General features: G+C 56.4%; 15 protein-coding genes, 1 tRNA gene and 1 pseudogene. 8 read left to right on the top strand and 9 right to left on the bottom strand.

What is annotated here, in order from left to right:
• Positions 1-61 precede the first annotated feature (61 nt).
• On the bottom strand, positions 62-886 hold the full coding sequence (locus KIK84_RS02610; RefSeq protein WP_214121408.1) for a purine nucleoside phosphorylase YfiH/LACC1 family protein: 825 nt from the start codon (positions 884-886) through the stop codon (positions 62-64).
• Positions 887-988: 102 nt separating this feature from the next.
• Here KIK84_RS02610 and KIK84_RS02605 point away from each other — a divergent pair, with 102 nt between their 5' ends.
• From KIK84_RS02605 to KIK84_RS02585, 5 genes are all read left to right on the top strand, one after another.
• On the top strand, positions 989-1288 hold the full coding sequence (locus tag KIK84_RS02605; RefSeq protein ID WP_214121407.1) for an antibiotic biosynthesis monooxygenase family protein: 300 nt from the start codon (positions 989-991) through the stop codon (positions 1286-1288).
• On the top strand, positions 1285-1833 hold the full coding sequence (locus KIK84_RS02600) for an NUDIX hydrolase (RefSeq protein ID WP_214121406.1): 549 nt from the start codon (positions 1285-1287) through the stop codon (positions 1831-1833). The genes KIK84_RS02605 and KIK84_RS02600 overlap by 4 nt, the downstream gene beginning before the upstream one ends.
• Positions 1796-3382 carry an exonuclease domain-containing protein gene (locus tag KIK84_RS02595; RefSeq protein WP_214121405.1) on the top strand — a complete coding sequence of 529 codons (1587 nt, stop codon included), beginning with the start codon at positions 1796-1798 and terminating at the stop codon, positions 3380-3382. Before KIK84_RS02600 ends, KIK84_RS02595 begins: the two co-directional genes overlap by 38 nt.
• A 53-nt stretch (positions 3383-3435) precedes the next feature.
• Positions 3436-4011: a thymidine kinase gene (locus KIK84_RS02590; RefSeq protein WP_214121404.1), complete on the top strand. Its 576-nt coding sequence runs from the start codon at positions 3436-3438 to the stop codon at positions 4009-4011.
• Between the two features lie 84 nt (positions 4012-4095).
• Positions 4096-5646 carry a methyl-accepting chemotaxis protein gene (locus KIK84_RS02585; RefSeq protein WP_214121403.1) on the top strand — a complete coding sequence of 517 codons (1551 nt, stop codon included), beginning with the start codon at positions 4096-4098 and terminating at the stop codon, positions 5644-5646.
• A 29-nt stretch (positions 5647-5675) separates the two neighbouring features.
• Here KIK84_RS02585 and fdhD read toward each other — a convergent pair whose 3' ends face one another.
• The 6 genes from fdhD to apbC all read right to left on the bottom strand — a co-directional run bounded on the left by fdhD (position 5676) and on the right by apbC (position 13054).
• A complete protein-coding gene (gene fdhD, locus KIK84_RS02580) occupies positions 5676-6515 on the bottom strand; it encodes a formate dehydrogenase accessory sulfurtransferase FdhD (RefSeq protein ID WP_214121402.1) in 840 nt (279 codons plus the stop codon).
• Positions 6502-6831 (bottom strand): hypothetical protein, encoded by a 330-nt coding sequence (locus KIK84_RS02575; protein WP_250207686.1) that lies wholly within the window; start codon positions 6829-6831, stop codon positions 6502-6504. Before KIK84_RS02575 ends, fdhD begins: the two co-directional genes overlap by 14 nt.
• Positions 6824-9172 (bottom strand): FdhF/YdeP family oxidoreductase, encoded by a 2349-nt coding sequence (locus KIK84_RS02570; protein WP_214121401.1) that lies wholly within the window; start codon positions 9170-9172, stop codon positions 6824-6826. The genes KIK84_RS02575 and KIK84_RS02570 overlap by 8 nt, the downstream gene beginning before the upstream one ends.
• Before the next feature lie 45 nt (positions 9173-9217).
• A complete protein-coding gene (locus KIK84_RS02565) occupies positions 9218-10849 on the bottom strand; it encodes an OFA family MFS transporter (RefSeq protein WP_214121400.1) in 1632 nt (543 codons plus the stop codon).
• Positions 10850-10930: 81 nt separating this feature from the next.
• Entirely contained in the window at positions 10931-11959 is a 1029-nt protein-coding gene (locus tag KIK84_RS02560; protein ID WP_214121399.1) for a lactonase family protein, read from the bottom strand.
• Positions 11960-11962: 3 nt separating this feature from the next.
• Positions 11963-13054, bottom strand: a complete 1092-nt coding sequence (gene apbC / locus KIK84_RS02555) for an iron-sulfur cluster carrier protein ApbC (protein ID WP_214121398.1) — start codon at positions 13052-13054, stop codon at positions 11963-11965.
• Positions 13055-13104: 50 nt separating this feature from the next.
• On the opposite strand from apbC, the gene KIK84_RS02550 reads away from it, so the two are divergent.
• Complete coding sequence (locus tag KIK84_RS02550) at positions 13105-14355, top strand: patatin-like phospholipase family protein (protein ID WP_214121397.1); 1251 nt, start codon at positions 13105-13107, stop codon at positions 14353-14355.
• A gap of 107 nt (positions 14356-14462) precedes the next feature.
• Complete coding sequence (locus tag KIK84_RS02545; protein WP_214121396.1) at positions 14463-15527, top strand: tetratricopeptide repeat protein; 1065 nt, start codon at positions 14463-14465, stop codon at positions 15525-15527.
• 33 nt (positions 15528-15560) lie between these two features.
• On the opposite strand, the pseudogene KIK84_RS02540 reads toward KIK84_RS02545, so the two are convergent.
• Together KIK84_RS02540 and KIK84_RS02535 are read right to left on the bottom strand one after the other, a co-directional pair.
• Positions 15561-15677, bottom strand: a pseudogene (locus KIK84_RS02540) (transposase); the annotation flags it as partial.
• Positions 15678-15872: 195 nt separating this feature from the next.
• Positions 15873-15962: transfer RNA gene (locus tag KIK84_RS02535), tRNA-Ser, on the bottom strand.
• A gap of 133 nt (positions 15963-16095) precedes the next feature.
• On the opposite strand from KIK84_RS02535, the gene KIK84_RS02530 reads away from it, so the two are divergent.
• Entirely contained in the window at positions 16096-16896 is an 801-nt protein-coding gene (locus tag KIK84_RS02530) for an ABC transporter ATP-binding protein (RefSeq protein ID WP_214121395.1), read from the top strand.
• Positions 16897-16901: the final 5 nt, after the last annotated feature.

Raw genomic sequence — 16901 nt, 5'->3', positions numbered from 1 at the left:
CGCTGTTAGTCTAACCCTGCTTTGTGACACAAAAAATGAGTTAGCTAAAACCATGCCTGATTCAAATCAGCCAAACGAAAGCTGCTTGGCGACCGCTGACTCCATCGCGGCGGTGGCTAAAGAATCGATCCGGCTGGCTAGCCGTGCACCATGCGGGGCTACCGTCGTTGCCATAGACCTGCGAAATACCCAAAGCCTGCAAACGCAGACGGGCCAGCAACGGCAAATTCCCCATCCATTTGTCAGGGCTTGCGGCGGGTGTAAACGCAACCTCCACTGGAGCGGCGATACCCTGAAACGCCGCGCACTGCTGGGCTTGTTGCACAAAGGCAGTCCGCACTTGCGCTCCCACCTCAAAGGCTTGCGGGCCAATACAAGGGCCTATCCATGCTATCAAATCTGTAGCACCTTGAGTACGCGCAGCAAGCTCTAGCGCCTCAATAGCACCAAAACCTTGGACATTGCCTAGCAAACCACGCCAGCCCGCATGGGCCGCCCCTACCCACGTGCCTTGGCGGTTGCACAGCAGCAGCGGTAGGCAATCGGCCACCATGATGCAGCAGGCCCGTCCACCGTGGGTCACTGGCACGGTGGAGCTGCACACATCGGCCACCGTGTCGTGCGGCGTATCGGGCTGCAAAGCCACGTGCTCCCAACCATGCACTTGCTGCAAAAAAACCGGTTCGCACCCCAGTTGCTGGGCAGTCCAAGCACGGTTGTGTTGCACCCGCTCCGGCACATCGCCCACATGCGTGCCAACATTCAAGCTGGCATAAGGGCCCTCACTCACCCCCCCCATGCGGGTGCTAAACGCTGCACGCACAGCGGCAGGCGCTGGCCAGTCAGGGATAAGGAAAGTGGCAAGCTGGTCTGGCACAGGATTCATCCCCCAAGCATAAGGGCTAAGCCCTAGGCACTGGCCACAAAAGGCCAGCATTTGAAGGGTTACCATTGGGCGTTTTGTACGCACCGCCAACGAGGAGCCACCATGATTTTGGAAGTAGCCGACATCCGCATCCACCCCGGCCAAAACGCCGCCTTTGACCAAGCCATTGCCCGTGGCTTGCGCGAGGTCATTGCCCATGCCAAAGGCTGCCAAGGCTACAAAGTCAACAAAGGCATAGAAAGCCCTGAGCGCTACATCCTGCAAATTTTCTGGGATACGCTGGAAGATCACACCATCGGCTTTCGCCAAAGTGATGCGTTCACACAGTGGCGCAGCATAGTAGGTCCATTTTTCGCCCAACCTCCACACGTCGAGCACTTTGATTTGGTGGTCAAGTCTTGAACCTGCGAACGCGTATCCAACACTGCCGTGCCTGCGGCAGCGCCGTGCAATACCGTCTGCCTGACGATGGCGACACGCGCGAGCGCGCCATCTGCACGCAATGCCACACTGTGCATTACGAAAACCCGCTCAATGTGGTGGGCACCATCCCTATCTGGCACGACAAGGTGCTGCTGTGCAAACGCAATATCGAGCCACGTTTTGGTCTGTGGACGCTGCCTGCAGGCTTTATGGAGCTGGATGAAACCACCTCCGAAGGCGCACTGCGCGAGACGCGCGAAGAAGCGGGGGCACAAATTGAACTGCAAGGTTTGTTCAGCCTGCTCAACGTGGTGCATGTGGGCCAAGTGCATTTCTTTTACCGGGCACAGCTACTGAGTGACCAATTTGACCCCGGCCACGAAACACAAGAAGCCCGCTTGTTCGCCGAACACGAAATCCCCTGGAGCGAACTGGCATTTCGCACCGTGCACGAAACATTGGAGCGCTACTTTGCCGACCGCCACAATGGACACTACGGACTGCACTGCATTGACCTGCACTAACACCGCCCTAGGCGCTCCTTGGCAGCTAGGACTGCCTGCCCCACTGCCCTGCATGGTGGTCTTGGATCTGGAAACCACAGGCGGCACAGCACAAACCGACCGCGTCACCGAGATAGCGGCGGTACGTCTGCAAGACGGCGTGGAAGTGGCACGCATGAACCAGCTGGTCAACCCCGGCATACCGATTCCGCCCTTTATCCAGCAACTCACGGGCATCAACGATGCCATGGTGGCACAGGCCCCATCTTTTGCCGCTGTCGCCCCCGAGCTGCTGCAGTTGCTGCAAGGGGCGGTGCTGGTGGCGCACAACGTGCGTTTTGACCACGGTTTTTTGGTGCAGGAATGCCTGCGCGCGGGGCTCACCTTGTCCGTACCAACACTGTGCAGCGTGCGCCTCTCGCGTGCGCTCTATCCGCAGTACAAGGGCCATGGCTTAGATGCCATCATGGCGCGCCATGGCATCAGCACCGATGCACGCCACCGCGCCATGGCCGATGTGCAAGTGGTGCTGCAGTGGATGCAAGCAGCCCAAACCCAGCTGGGTGCCGAGCGCTTGCAGCAAGTGGCCCACAACCTGCTGCAAGGCAGTAGCTACCTCCCTCCCCACTTGCAAACACCGTTGGCCGATCTGCCTACAGGCCATGGCGTCTACGCGTTCTTGGACGCCAACGGTGCACTGCTGTGGAGCGGCAAAAGCTCGCAACTGCGCCGCCGCGTGCTGGCCCAGTTCCAAGCAGCTAGCCAAGATGCTGCCCTCAAAGCAGCGCTGGAAGCCACCCACCACATCCACTGGGTCGAAACCGCTGGCGAGCTGGGTGCGCAACTGACCGAACAAACCCTGCGCCGCACCCTCCCCCTGCCTGCGCAGCCCCAAGCAGGCAGCCCCATTCCCCCGCGTGGACAACAGCGCAACCAGCACCCCTTGTTCTGGCGGCTGATAGCCGATGCCAACGCCCCCGGGGCTTGGCCCCAAGCGCAGCTACTGGCCAGCAACGAACTCCACCAGCACGACCTCGCACGCTGCCATGGCCCATACCGATCCAAGCGACAGGCACTGGAAACGCTGCGCAACCTAGCCGATCGCCATGGTTTGTGCTTGCACGCGCTGGGGCTTGAATCGGCCAAAGGCCCTTGCAGCGCACGCCAAATGGGCCACTGCCACGGTTGCTGCACTGGCGAAGAAAGCCGTGCCGATCACCTCGGGCGAGTACAAACCGCTTTGGCCAAAGAGCGCTTGCCCGCTTGGCCATATGCGCATGCCGTGTTGGCCATCAGCGAAACGCATGCACCAACTGAAACAGCCTCGCGCTGCGATGTGCATGTTTTTGATAATTGGTGCCATGTGGGCACCTTATGCCAAGTCACCAACCCTGCCCCTGCGCACTGGCAGGAGAGGGTACTCTCCCTTTACCGCCAGCACCAAGCCAACGGCAAAGCCCTCCCGTTTGACTGGGATGTGTACCGACTACTGGCACATCGCATACCCGGCGTACTCAGCCCTGCACGACACGATCCCCACTTGCACACTGTAGCGTTGCCATCAGGCTAAGCATTAGCGACTATTACCCACTCTATTTGCACATTTGCACCACTGTTTCCCCCATGGCCAAGCTGTTTTTTCGCTACTCGGCAATGAATGCCGGCAAATCCACCTCACTGCTGCAAATCGCGCACAACTACGAGGAACACGGCCAGCACGTGCGCTTGTTCACCGCCAGCATTGATGACCGCAGTGGCTTTGCCACGGTAGCCAGCCGATTGGGCATCACCCGCCAAGCCGAAGTATTTGATGCCGACACCGACTTTGCCCAAGCATTGCTGCAGCGCCCCCTTGATGCACCTCGCACGGCCTGTGTGCTGATTGATGAAGCGCAGTTTTTGCACCCCATGCAGGTACGCCAGTTGCACCAAATCGCCCACTTGCACAGTGTGCCCATCATTTGCTTTGGCCTGCGCTCAGACTTTCAAGGCAATGCTTTTGCTGGCTCTGCCAAGTTGCTCACGCTGGCCGACGACATCGAGGAAATCCGCACCATTTGTGCCTGTGGTCGGCGTGCCACCATGAACATCCGCTTGGATGGTACGGGCCAGCGCGTGCGGGATGGCGAGCAAATTGAGATTGGTGGCAACGAACGCTATCAGCAAACCTGCGCACGCTGTTTTTACGAAGGTTTATAGCGCCTACGCATTGACACACATTGATACCCCCTAAGGCACAAGCATCGTTACAGTAGTAAGCAATAGCAAACAAAAGGGGGGGTTATGCGTTGGTTTAACCTGCTGAGTATTCGCACTCGCCTCATCGCGAGCTTTGCACTGATATTGGCGCTGATTGGCCTTTGCATCTACACCGCTTTATCAAACCACCGCATAGTACAGACAGAGTTGGAACAGCTCACCAACCGCCGCTGGCGCAATTACCAGCTCATCACCGACATTGACCGCGCTACCAAGAGCAATGCGCGCAATACGCTGGAGTTGTTTGTGGTGTCGGCCGATAAACGCCCCGCTGTCCGTGAGCGCATGGCTCAGACACGCAAGGCCATAGACGGCTACTTTGAAGAGCTGGACAAAACCATGAAGTTGCCGCAAAGCCGCGCCTTGATAGAGACGATGCGCGCGCAACGCCAGCTCTACGTCCAAGCCTTCACGAAAGCTGCGGACACTTTGGAAAAAGAGTCGGCGCAGACTGCACTGCCTATTTTGGAAAAAGAAGTGTTGCCCGCCTTGGATGCCTTGGCCAGCCCGGTACAAGAGCTGCTGCACTACCAAAAGAAGCTGGCCGAAGAGCGCGTTAGCATGATCGAAGCCATTCTGAGTGGCCAACTCAAAGAAACCATACTGCTGGGCTCATGCGTACTGCTGCTAGCGGGTTTTGCCACACTGTCACTGCTGCGATCTATTGGCCGCCAGCTCAAGGATGTTAAGGAATTTGCCTCCACCATGGCCCAAGGCGACATGACCCAGTCACTCCAAATAGAGGGGCGCAATGAGCTGGCCGAAGTCTGTGCAGCGCTGCACCATATGCAGCAAAGCGTATCCCACGTTTTGCGCCGCATTCAGGAAAGTACCAGCAATGTGGCCACGGCTTCGGCCCAAATTGCCAGTGCCAACCAAGACCTGAGCCAACGCACCGACGAGCAATCCAGTGCACTGCAACAAACCGTGCAGGCCATGGAAAAATTATTGCAATCGGTGCAGGTCAATGACATTGCCACCAACAACGCCCGTACATTGGCCGAACAAGCCAACAGCTCTGCACGCACCGTAGGTCAAATGGTGTCTGATGTGGTCAGCACCATGCAAGACATTCATGCGTCCTCGCAGCGCATTCAAGACATTGTGACGGTGATTGACTCGATTGCTTTCCAAACCAATATCTTGGCCCTTAACGCTGCCGTAGAAGCCGCCCGTGCGGGAGAGCAAGGCCGGGGCTTTGCCGTGGTTGCCGCCGAAGTGCGGGCACTGGCCCAGCGCTCAGCCACAGCGGCGCAGGAAATCAAAGGCATCATTGCAGACAACATTGCCAAAATGGAACGCGGGAATGAGCAGGTTATGAAAGCTGGCGGTGCTATGCAGTCGTCCATGGGCAATTTCGAGCGCATCAGCGAAACCATCTCAGAGGTGGACAAAACCTCGGGCGAGCAAACATCTGGCATCGTTCAAGTGGGCAACGCCATCACGCAAATGGATCAGGCGACCCAGCAAAACGCATCGTTGGTAGAAGAAACAGCCGCAGCGACACAAAGCTTGGACGAGCAAGTACAGCAGTTGCAAAATCAGGTACACCGGTTCCGCATACTGCCAGCCTGAAAGCCACACGGTGCCCATTCATACACCAGCTAAAAACCGGTGTAGAGAGTAATCCGGTCTTCTCGCACAAAACCAGCCAGTACCACGCCACTGCGCTGGGCCAAGCGGATGGCCATGGCCGTGGGCGCAGAGACCGCAGCCAACAAACCCACGCCTGCTTGGGCCGTTTTTTGCACCATTTCAAAACTGGCACGGCTGGTGACGGCAAAAAAACCGTGCGCAGGATTCCAATCGGTGCGTGCCAACGCGCCGATAACTTTGTCCAATGCGTTGTGGCGCCCCACATCTTCACGCAATAGCTGCAGCGCACCATCCAAGCTGCACCATGCAGCAGCGTGCACACCGCCGGTTTGCTGCTGCAAGGTTTGGGCGGCTGCCAGTTCGCGCTGGGCACGCACCATAGCCTGAGCGTGCGGCTCAACCTGCGCTGGAACCCGCTGCAGCGGGCGGCAAACCTGATCCAAACTATCCGTACCGCACAGACCACAGCCTGTGCGCCCTGCCAAGGTACGTCGCCGCTCTTTGAGCTGCATTTCACAGCGGGCAGTGATGCGCAATTGCAGCACAACCGAATCGGCTTGCCACACCAGCTCGACATCCAGCAGATCAGCAGCACTGTCGATGAGGCCTTCGCTCAAGGAAAAACCCAGCGCGAAGTCCTCCAAGTCTTGGGGCGTGGCCAGCATGACGGCATGCGAAATGCCGTTGAACTCCAAGGCCACCGGAACCTCTTCAGCCACCCACACAGGCTGCCACTCCGGTACAGGAGACACACCGCCCTGGGCTGTCGCCAAGCTAAAGCGTTGCGCTTGAACCAGGCTCGTTACCGTGATGGGTTGCGAAAGTCCCTCTTGGCTATTGGTTGCCATCGGATAATCCTGCATGGTCGCGCACAAACTGCAAGCCAACTGAGGTGATATGGGCTAACCAACGCCCATCAGCATCGCAGTGCAACCGCACCCAGCCCGGGCCTGTGTGCCCAGCCAAACTCGCATCACTGAGTTGGGTATACAAGCGCAACAGCACACTCACGCGCAGGCCCATGCGTTTAGCAAGCCTATTCAGGGATACCCCTTTGCCACCATCAAGCTCGGCCAGACAAGCCAAGGCTGCGGCCATCCACTCCGCGTCGCTGGGGGGGGCATCTAGCAACGGGGGGGACGAAGCAGTCCCGGCATCAGGCATGCGCTGCCTCAGCCACCGCACGGGCTTGTGCCAGTGGGGCATCCTGCGCGCGCAAGGTGAGCACAACTGGAATAGATTTCGATGTGGGCGTTCCCGCGCCAATGGCCACGCTGGACAAAGGTACTAAGGCGTTGGTCTCCGGAAAGTAACTGGCCAAACAGCCACGGGGAATGTCGTACTCCACCAAAACAAATTTCTCTACCTTGCGATGATCTCCATCGGAGTAGACACTGGTTATATCCACCCAATCTCCGGCTTTCATACCTATGGCTTTGAGGTCATCGCGGTTAATAAAAACCACGCGGCGATGCCCCCATACGCCCCGGTAGCGGTCGTCCATGCCATAGATGGTGGTGTTGTACTGGTCGTGTGAGCGCACCGTTGCCAAAGCAAATACCACGCGGTCTTGCTTTTGGCGTCGGGCTTGGTGCACGGGGGTATCAGTCGGCACCTTGAAGGGAATGAAATTGGCCTTGCCTGTGGGCGTCGTCCAGACACGCTCAGAGGGCGTATTGCGCAAACGGAAACCACCGGGTTTGCGGATTTTTTGGTTAAAACCAGCAAAATCTGGCAACACCGCCTCGATCTTGTCGCGTATGCGGTCATAGTCTTCAACCAACCACAACCACGGCGTCTGGCTGCGCCCCTGCAAAGTTGCAGCGGCCAAGCGCGCCACGATCATGGGTTCGGAGAGCAAATGCCTTGACGCTGGCGCATTCATACCGCTGGACAAGTGCACCATGCTCATGGAATCTTCCACCGTCACGCCTTGCGGACCGGTGGCTTGCATATCGATTTCGGTTCGGCCTAAACAGGGCAACACCAGCGCCTTTTTGCCATGGATGGTGTGGCTGCGGTTGAATTTCGTCGTTACATGCACGGTCAATTCACAGCGGCGCAGCGCTTTCCAAGTGGCTGCGGTATCAGGTGTGGCGGCCGCAAAATTACCGCCGAGACCAAAAAACACCTTGGCATTGCCATGCAGCATGGCTTCAATGGCTTCCACCGTTCCGTAGCCGGGTTTGCGCGGGGGCTCAAAGCCAAACACTTCGCCCAATTTGTCCAAAAACGCGGCCGGTGGGTTTTCGTAAATCCCCATAGTGCGGTCACCTTGCACATTGCTATGACCACGCACCGGACATGCTCCCGCACCGGGTCGTCCTAAATTGCCACGCAGCATCAGCAGCGCTGCCATTTGCTGGATGGTGGCCACCGAATGCTGGTGCTGGGTAATACCCATGCCCCAGCAAATAATGGCGCTTTTGGCTTGGGCATAAATGTCGGCAGCCGCGCACAGTTGCGCATGCGTCAGACCCGACTCGGCCTCCAGCGTATCCCAGCTTTCAGCCCGCACATCGGCCACGTATGCCTCAAAACCATGGGTATGCTGGGCAATAAAGTCCACATCCAGCACGCGGGGTTTGCCCTCTGCTTGGGCAACATCGTCGAGTTCCAAAACCCGTTTGGCCATGGCTTTCACCACCGCCAAGTCGCCCCCTATGCGCACTTGAAAGTAATGGCTAGAAATAGGGGTGGAGCCCAAAGTGGCCATTTCCATTTTGTTTTGCGGGTCGGCAAAACGCTCCAAGCCACGCTCACGCAAAGGGTTGAAGCTAACGATCTTGGCGCCACGCTTAGATGCGTCGCGCAACTCGGCCAACATCCGGGGATGGTTGGTTCCGGGGTTTTGTCCAAAAATGAAAATGGCCTCGGTTTGCTCGAAATCGTGCAGCGTAACCGTTCCTTTGCCAATGCCGATGGTGGGTTTCAAACCCGCACCACTGGGTTCATGGCACATGTTGGAACAGTCTGGAAAATTGTTGGTACCAAACTCACGCACAAATAGCTGGTACAAAAAAGCCGCTTCATTGCTGGTACGCCCTGAGGTGTAAAACACCGCTTCATCAGGACTGTCCAAAGCATTGAGTTCGTGGGCAATCAAGGCAAACGCCTCGTCCCACGCAATGGGTGTGTAGCGATCCGTTGCGGCGTCATACACCAGTGGATGGGTGATACGCCCTAGGTTTTCCAAATAAAAGTCGCTCTGCTCTGACAACCAAGTAACGGTATTGGCCCCCAATACTTCCGGCGTTGCTTGGTGTGCAGTTGCCTCGGCGGCAACGGCTTTGGCGCCGTTTTCACAGAATTCAAATGTAGATCGGTGATCCCGATCTGGCCAAGCGCAGCCCGGGCAGTCAAAGCCATCGGGCTGGTTGGCCGATAACAAAGTTTTGGCCCCCTTGACGGCAACACCTTGCGCTTGCAAGTGCTTGGCCACGCTGCGCAAGGCCCCCCATCCACCAGCTGGTGCTGGATAGAACTCAATTTTTTGTTCACTCATGGAGCGTCTCCTTGCGCAGCCTATGCCGCCTACAGGTTCACAAGATTAGTGGAAAAATTTAGCCACACTCAACAAGGTGCGATAGATGCCCCAAGCCAGTGGAATGCCAACCGCCAACCATGCCACCACGACCAAGGCAGTGGGAGTTCGGGCATCGCTCACAGGCGCTGAAGCATTGACTTCGTTGGCAGCTGCACGTTCGTGTGCCAATTTCTTCTCAGCAGCCAATTCTTGCTCTGACATGAAATGTTTGGCCGCAACTGGACGTACCAGCAAATTGGCAATCAAACCGACCACCAGCATGCCCACCAAGATGTACATCGTCTGGTTGTAGACCTGCTCGCGTGGAATGCCCAAGCTCAGTTGGTATTCACGCATGTAGTTCACCACCACCGGCCCCAAAATACCTGCTGTGGCCCATGCTGTAAGCAAGCGACCGTGGATAGCGCCCACCATCTGGGTTCCAAACAAATCGGCCAAATACGCTGGCACGGTTGCAAAACCACCGCCATACATACTCAGAATCACGCAAAAAGCACCTACAAACAGCACCACACTGCCGGCAGCAGCGCTGCTAGGAATGCTGAAGTACATGATGCCGCCCAGCACAAAGAAGACGACATAAGTCAACTTGCGCCCCAGTTTGTCCGACAAACTGGCCCAGAAGAAACGGCCACCGATATTGAACAAACTCAGCAATGCTGTGAAGCCAGCCGCCACCGCTGCGATGGCAGTGAGCTGTGGTTTTTCCAGTTCGGTGAACTTGGCGCTGATTCCGATCAAGGAACCACCAAACACCTCCTGCAGCATAGGGGAAGCCATGCCGAGCACACCGATGCCAGCACTCACGTTCATGCACAACACAGCCCAGACCAGCCAGAACTGCGGAATGCCCCAAACTTTTTTCACATGCACATGGTGCTGGGTAATCATGGCGTTGCTAGTCTGAGCCACTGGGGGTGTCCAACCCTCAGGTTTCCAACCGTGCGCAGGAATGCGATAGCCCAAAGCGCCTGACATCATGAAAGCGAAGTACACCAAAGCCATTACCACGAAAGTTTCTGTCACACCCATGCTGGTAGGGGTTGCAAAATATTTCATGAGATCGGTCGCCAAAGGCGAACCGATCATGGCACCACCACCAAAACCCATGATGGCCATGCCAGTTGCCATACCACGGCGGTCAGGGAACCATTTGATCAGGGTGGAAACAGGCGAGATATAGCCCAGGCCCAAGCCAATACCACCGATGACACCAGAACCCAGAATCATCATCCAGAACTGGTGCAAGTGAATGCCCAGTGCCGAGATCAGCATGCCACCGCACCAGCAAATCGCAGAAACCACGCCCGCCTTGCGGGGCCCCACGCGCTCAAGCCAACCACCCCATGTGGCGGCGCTGGTACCCAACAGCACGAAGAAAAGGGTGTACATCCAGCCCAATGTGGAAATTTTCCAATCACAACTGGTCGTGAACAGCTCAGTGAAAAAGCCCGCATCAGGGCCACACGAGATCGACTCCTTGATACCCAGTGCTTTGGAGAGCGGTAGCCAGAAAACAGAGAAACCGTAGGCCATACCGATACACAGGTGGATCGCCAGTGCAGCAGGTGGAACCAACCAGCGGTTGAATCCTGCGCCCGCAACTGTGCGTTCCTTGTCAAGCCAAGACGTCATATTTGCCTTTCGCTGGGATGAAAAAACCCCAGTATATGGATGTATATCAAGACAAATAACTTGACCCCGTGCTAGCAACAACTATTCGAATTGAGCGATTTCAACCCAATTGGGGTTCTGTCCTGTAGGAACCGTGGACAAAAGCTGCAAATTCCCTGTAGTGGCATCGATTTGGTGAATCGACATTGCATGTGACATTTGGCCAACAACCAGCAAAAAACGACCATCGGGCGAAATACGAAACCCCCGTGGTTGTGCCTCAGTAGACCACTGCCCTATCTTGCGCAGCAAGCCCGTGACCGGATCGACAGCAAAACCTGCCAAGGTATTGGAGCCGCGCTCCGAGGCATACACAAAACGGCCATTGGGCGTGCAATGCAAATCTGCCGCGGATGCTGCACCGACAAAATTGTCTGGCAATGCGCTGAGTGTTTGCACGATTTGCATGGTCGGACCTTGCGCCTGTCGCTGCAGCACGTAGAGCTGTGCATCCAACTCGCCCAGCACATACATAAAGCGCTTATCGGCCGACCACACAAAATGCCGCGGGCCTGACTGGTGGGGAAAATACGCCGCAGGTTCTGCATGCGCCTGCAGGGCCTTATTGGGCCAATCCAATGTGAAGGACAGCAACTGATCGCCCCCCAGCGAGGTCACGTACACCGTGCGGTTGTCATCACTGGCCGCTATCTGGTGCGCTTTGGGTGGCGTGGACAGCACTTGGGAGGCTGGCTGAGGTATGCCCTGGGCATCCAATGGACTGATGCTCACCAAATTGCCGCCATACGAAGCCGCCATGAGCAAGTGCCCCGAACGATCCAATGCAATATTGGCCATGCTATCGGGCAGTGGAGCACTGCCTGCCATAGACAGCTCACCAGTGTCTGCGTTGATATGCAAGGCCACCACGGTGTAGGGCTGCGAGCGCAAAGCGGCATAGAGCATGCGCTTGTCTGGTGACAAAGCCATAGGCATCACCATGCCCTCTACTGGCATGGTTTGCACCCATGCCAAAGCTCCCGTCCCCCAGTCCAGGGAAAAAACCGAAATATCTCGGGACTGGGCGTTGGACACGTACACAAACGCCTTGGAATCAACGGAATGCGGCATGGGTCAGGTGTTTTTGCTGATGGTGATGGTGGGAAATTTGCTTGAGTAGTCTTTGCCCTGCAGCGCTACCTTGGCAGCCACTTGATGGGCTATTGCACGGTACAGTGCCGCTGTTGTCCCTTGCGGATCGGCCACCACGGTGGGACGCCCACTGTCTGCCTGCTCACGAATGTGCATAGCCAAGGGCAAGGCACCCAAATAGCTGTAGCCCCCCTGCTGCGCCAAATTCTTGCCGCCATCAGCGCCAAAGATATGTTCGGTGTGCCCGCAGTTGCTGCACACGTGCACCGCCATGTTTTCCACAATGCCCAAGATAGGCACGCTCACCTTCTCGAACATGGCCACGCCTTTGCGTGCATCGAGCAGGGCAATGTCTTGCGGAGTAGTCACTATCACGGCACCCGTAATGGGCACGCGCTGACTGAGCGACAACTGGATATCGCCCGTTCCTGGAGGCATGTCTACCACGAGGTAGTCCAAGTTGTCCCAGCGGGTTTGCCGCAGTAACTGATCCAGCGCTTGCGTAGCCATAGGTCCACGCCAAATCATCGCTTGGTCTGGGGCCACCAAAAAGCCAATCGACATCAGCTGCACCCCATGCGCCTGCATGGGCTCCATGAACTTGCCATCGTGTGACTCGGGCTGACCCGATACCCCCATCATGGTGGGTTGGCTGGGCCCGTAAATATCGGCATCTAGCAGGCCCACGCGCGCACCCTCTGCTGCTAAGGCGAGCGCCAAGTTGGCTGCTGTGGTGCTTTTGCCCACCCCTCCTTTGCCCGAAGCCACAGCAATGATGTTTTTCACCCCTTCTAGCAAAGCAACGCCACGTTGGGCTGCGTGGGCTTGCACCTGCAACTGGGGCTTGACCTGCACACTGCGCACACCAGGCTGGGCTTGAATAACCTCGGTAATGGCTTGTACACCTTGTGCCCACAGGCTTTGGGCTGGATACCCCAGAACCCAATCCACGCTGACATCCCCATCCTGCACCTGGATGTTGTGAAACGCCTTGGCACTGGCCCATGTGCGTTGGGTGATCGGATCCACCAAGCCCTGCAAGGCCGCTGACACCGCAGAAACTGTTACAGACATGCGTCTCTCCACTCGTACAAAGCGCGCAAGTCTATCCATAATGCAATCCCATGCTCAGCCCTATACCTTCTGGCCCACCGATTGCTTTGCTACTCACAGGTGGCGGTGCCCGTGCAGCCTACCAAGTGGGTGTACTAGAAGCCATTGCCCACATTCGCCGCGAATGCGGTCAGGCCATGGGCCCCAACCCCTTTCCCATCATTGCCGGCACATCGGCAGGCGCCATCAACGCCAGTGCCCTGGCCTGCGGGGCTGATCAGTTTGAATCCACCGTGAAACTCATGGCCCACACGTGGCGGCACTTTCACGCACAACAGGTGTACTTGGCCGACCACTTCAGCATGCTGCGTACGGGTGCACGCTGGCTCACCTTGCTCTCATTGGGTTGGGCCGTAGCCAAGTGGCGACGTGTCAAACCCAAATCCCTGCTGGACAACACCCCGCTGCACCAACTACTGGGCACCTTGGTGCCGCTAGAACGCATTCCGTTGCTGCTGCGACGCGGGCACTTGCGTGCATTGGCGGTCACGGCATCGAGCTACAGCACGGGCGAGCACATCACTTTTTACCAGTCGCGCAGTCCCATTGAAGCCTGGGTGCGCAGCCAACGCCGGGCCGTTGCAGGCACCATCACACACGCCCATTTGCTGGCATCTAGCGCCATTCCTTTTGTGTTTCCCGCCATGCCGCTGGATATGCAAGGCCACACCGAATACTTTGGCGATGGCTCCATGCGACAAAGTGCCCCCATTTCCCCTGCTATCCATTTAGGAGCAGAGAAAGTACTGGTGGTGGGTGCTGGACGCATGCATGAACCCAAAGATGAACTGCATCTGCACAGCAGTGACCAATACCCCAGCATTGCGCAAATTGCGGGGCACGCCCTGTCCAATATCTTTTTGGATGCCCTAGCGGTAGATGTGGAACGCGTGCGCCGCATCAACCAAACCATCAGCCTAGTGCCGCCAGAAAAACGCCATGCCAGCAATTTGCGCCCCATCGACCTGCTGGTGATTGCCCCCAGCCAACGGCTCGACGCCGTGGCCGCCCGCCACATCGATGCGCTGCCACCCGCTGTGCGCACCCTGCTAGGCGGCATGGGAGTGTCATCGGCCAAAGCCGACCGCAAAGGATCGGCATTGGCCAGCTACCTGCTGTTTGAGAGTGCTTTCACCACCGATCTCATGTCCTTGGGCTACAGCGACGCCATGGCACAGCACGACGAGATTTGCCGTTTCTTTGGCTGGGAAAAGCCCCAACACACCACACTAGCGGATAGCGACGATACCCAGGCTGCATAGCACTTGAATATCAATGATCTTCAAAGATCTCCAGCTTAGCGCTCAAAGTTATTGCTGTATTTAAATGGCGTAAACTGCTAAACGTTATTTTAAGTTATTTTCTTTTCATGAAGACTTTTCTGCGCACTGCGGTATCAGTTGTAACCCTCATCACAGCCCAACTAAGCAATGCTGTCACTCTGACACCAGACTTTGATACGCGTGGGTTCATCTACATAAAGCTGGACGGTCAGATAGAGCCGAACGATCCCGTTTTGCTGCAAAAGACTCTCGAATACGCCAAAGCGAAAAATCTCAAGGTTTGGGGACTGTTACTGAATTCTCTCGGTGGCAGTGTAGATGCAGGTCTGCAACTCGCCTCAATCATTCGGCAGAGTCAGCTAGCTACCTTTGTCACGGGAAACGACACGTGCGCGAGCGCCTGTTTCTACCTGTTTGCAGCTGGTGTCAATCGCTGGGCAGAGAATGGTGCTAGGGTAGGAGTCCACAGTGCGGCCGAAAATGGTCAAGAGACCGATAGAGCAACGGCAGCGACAATCCGCTTTTCACGCGTGCTTGCAACTCTTGATGTACCAGACAGCATTTTGGGAAAGATCGTCCGCACACCGCCGAAGGACACTTACTTCCTCACGCAGCAAGATCTCGCTTCAATGGGAGTGCAATTCATTGCTACACCTGCTCATCAAATACAAAACTTATTGACTGAAGCAGGTTTGAGCAAGCAGACGATACGAGACACCCCGCAAGACAAGCGCCGGGCTCGTGAGCTGAACAAGAGCGGACTGGACGCTATACGCAGCAGTCATTTTGACGATGCGATTCGAAGCCTGACACAAGCGGCAACGCTATCACCCTTCGATGCTGAAGTTCTAGGGAATCTCGGCTATGCGCAATATCTACAAGGCTCGCATGAAGCCGCACTTGGAACGCTGCTCACAGCCTTAAAGATACAGCCAGGGCGGGCCATGACCCTCCAAAATATAGGACTGGTTTATGCAGAATTGGGGAATCTGGAACTCGCATCCCAGTACCTTGCATCCTACGTAAAGACTTTCAAAAACACCCGCTTAGCAATTGAAGGGCTACAAAAATGGGGAATCGATCAGACACAGCCCCGCCGAGCACGAGCCTCGCTTCAAGCTTTAGAGCTACTCAGAATAACCAGCATGTGACCACTTTGGGCTGATGTGAGCCAGAGTGCACTTGTAAAACGTGGCCTGACTGAAGCCGCCGCTGCGGCACAGTTCGGGGATGGCCATGCCCGCTTCGGCTTGGCGCAGAAAACCAATGATTTGCTCTTCGCTGAATCTGCTCTTCTTCATGTCCGTCATTCTCCTGGGTTGACGGACTTCTCTCGTTTACCGTGGTATGGCTGGCAGTGGGCAGGTCACAGAAACCTTGCATAGTTTCTTTGACCCTTGGAATACAAAAAAGGCTTCAAAGCAGTACACCTTTCGGTACATATGCTTTTGAAGCCTCTTTGAAAAAGTTCTTTTAAATCAAGAACTTAGCAATGCTGGCGGAGAAGGTGGGATTCGAACCCACGGTAGTGTTGCCACTACGCCTGATTTCGAGTCAGGTACATTCGACCACTCTGCCACTTCTCCTAGTTTCACAACGGGTCGATGCGAAGCCTTGCATTGTAGCAGCCATCTGGGCATATCAAGCGCTGCAGCAATTCACCGCACGCGGCAATTAATGCAACCAAATTGCATTAAAATAACGCAATAGAGTTGCAATATGAAAAGCCACGATCACAACGCAGCACGGATTACAGTGGACAAACTGTGCTTCGAGTTAGCCCCCAACACCACCTTGCTGCACCCGATCAGTTTTGAACTGGAGGCAGGCCAGCGCATGGCGGTGGTAGGCCCGAACGGGGCTGGCAAATCGACACTACTCAAACTGCTAGCAGGTGTGCTGCAGCCCACGGCAGGGCAAGTGAGCATCAATGGTGGCGATCTGCATCGCCTTGCACCGCAAGAGCGGGCGCGGCATATCGCAGTGATGGGACAAACCGATCAGGCAGACCCTCGATTGCGGGCGCAAGACTACGTGCACCTTGGCACATTGGCCCATGCGGGAATACAAACACCGCAGCATTTGCGCGACGTCACACACGAAGCACTGCAAACCTGCGGACTGCACCATTTGGCACAGCGCAAGCTTGGCAGTCTATCGGGTGGAGAAAGACAACGTGCTCACTTGGCCCGCGCCTTGGCCCAACAACCCCTAGTACTGCTACTCGACGAACCTACCAACCATTTGGATCCGCAAGCCACACTGGAAGTGCTGCACATTGCGGCACAACGCCAAGTGACCACCATTGCCGTTCTGCACCAGCTGGCCTTGGCCCACCACTGGGCCCAACACATCGCCATCTTGCACCAAGGTCGCTTGGTGGACTTGGCCCCTCCAACACAAGCACTCAGTACGGAGCGCATTAGCCAAGTATTTGGCGTGGGATCGTTTTACTTGCCCCACCCCACAACCCAAACCCCCATGCTGGTGTTGGACCAGCGTCTTCCTCTACAACTATGAAAGGA

Source organism: Curvibacter sp. CHRR-16 (assembly GCF_018474005.1).
In the GTDB taxonomy this organism is placed as follows: domain Bacteria; phylum Pseudomonadota; class Gammaproteobacteria; order Burkholderiales; family Burkholderiaceae_C; genus Allorhodoferax.
The sequence above is the reverse complement of the archived record's forward strand: the minus strand, read 5'-3'. Positions and strand labels throughout refer to the sequence as shown.

Coding starts and splice junctions, on each gene's coding strand:
- KIK84_RS02530 (WP_214121395.1), top strand. CDS start 16,096: ATGAAAAGCCACGATCACAACGCAGCACGGATTACAGTGGACAAACTG.
- fdhD (WP_214121402.1), bottom strand. CDS start 6,515: ATGGCAACCAATAGCCAAGAGGGACTTTCGCAACCCATCACGGTAACG.
- apbC (WP_214121398.1), bottom strand. CDS start 13,054: ATGTCTGTAACAGTTTCTGCGGTGTCAGCGGCCTTGCAGGGCTTGGTG.
- KIK84_RS02585 (WP_214121403.1), top strand. CDS start 4,096: ATGCGTTGGTTTAACCTGCTGAGTATTCGCACTCGCCTCATCGCGAGC.
- KIK84_RS02590 (WP_214121404.1), top strand. CDS start 3,436: ATGGCCAAGCTGTTTTTTCGCTACTCGGCAATGAATGCCGGCAAATCC.
- KIK84_RS02605 (WP_214121407.1), top strand. CDS start 989: ATGATTTTGGAAGTAGCCGACATCCGCATCCACCCCGGCCAAAACGCC.
- KIK84_RS02595 (WP_214121405.1), top strand. CDS start 1,796: ATGGACACTACGGACTGCACTGCATTGACCTGCACTAACACCGCCCTA.
- KIK84_RS02545 (WP_214121396.1), top strand. CDS start 14,463: ATGAAGACTTTTCTGCGCACTGCGGTATCAGTTGTAACCCTCATCACA.
- KIK84_RS02550 (WP_214121397.1), top strand. CDS start 13,105: ATGCTCAGCCCTATACCTTCTGGCCCACCGATTGCTTTGCTACTCACA.
- KIK84_RS02610 (WP_214121408.1), bottom strand. CDS start 886: ATGAATCCTGTGCCAGACCAGCTTGCCACTTTCCTTATCCCTGACTGG.
- KIK84_RS02575 (WP_250207686.1), bottom strand. CDS start 6,831: ATGCCTGATGCCGGGACTGCTTCGTCCCCCCCGTTGCTAGATGCCCCC.
- KIK84_RS02560 (WP_214121399.1), bottom strand. CDS start 11,959: ATGCCGCATTCCGTTGATTCCAAGGCGTTTGTGTACGTGTCCAACGCC.
- KIK84_RS02565 (WP_214121400.1), bottom strand. CDS start 10,849: ATGACGTCTTGGCTTGACAAGGAACGCACAGTTGCGGGCGCAGGATTC.
- KIK84_RS02570 (WP_214121401.1), bottom strand. CDS start 9,172: ATGAGTGAACAAAAAATTGAGTTCTATCCAGCACCAGCTGGTGGATGG.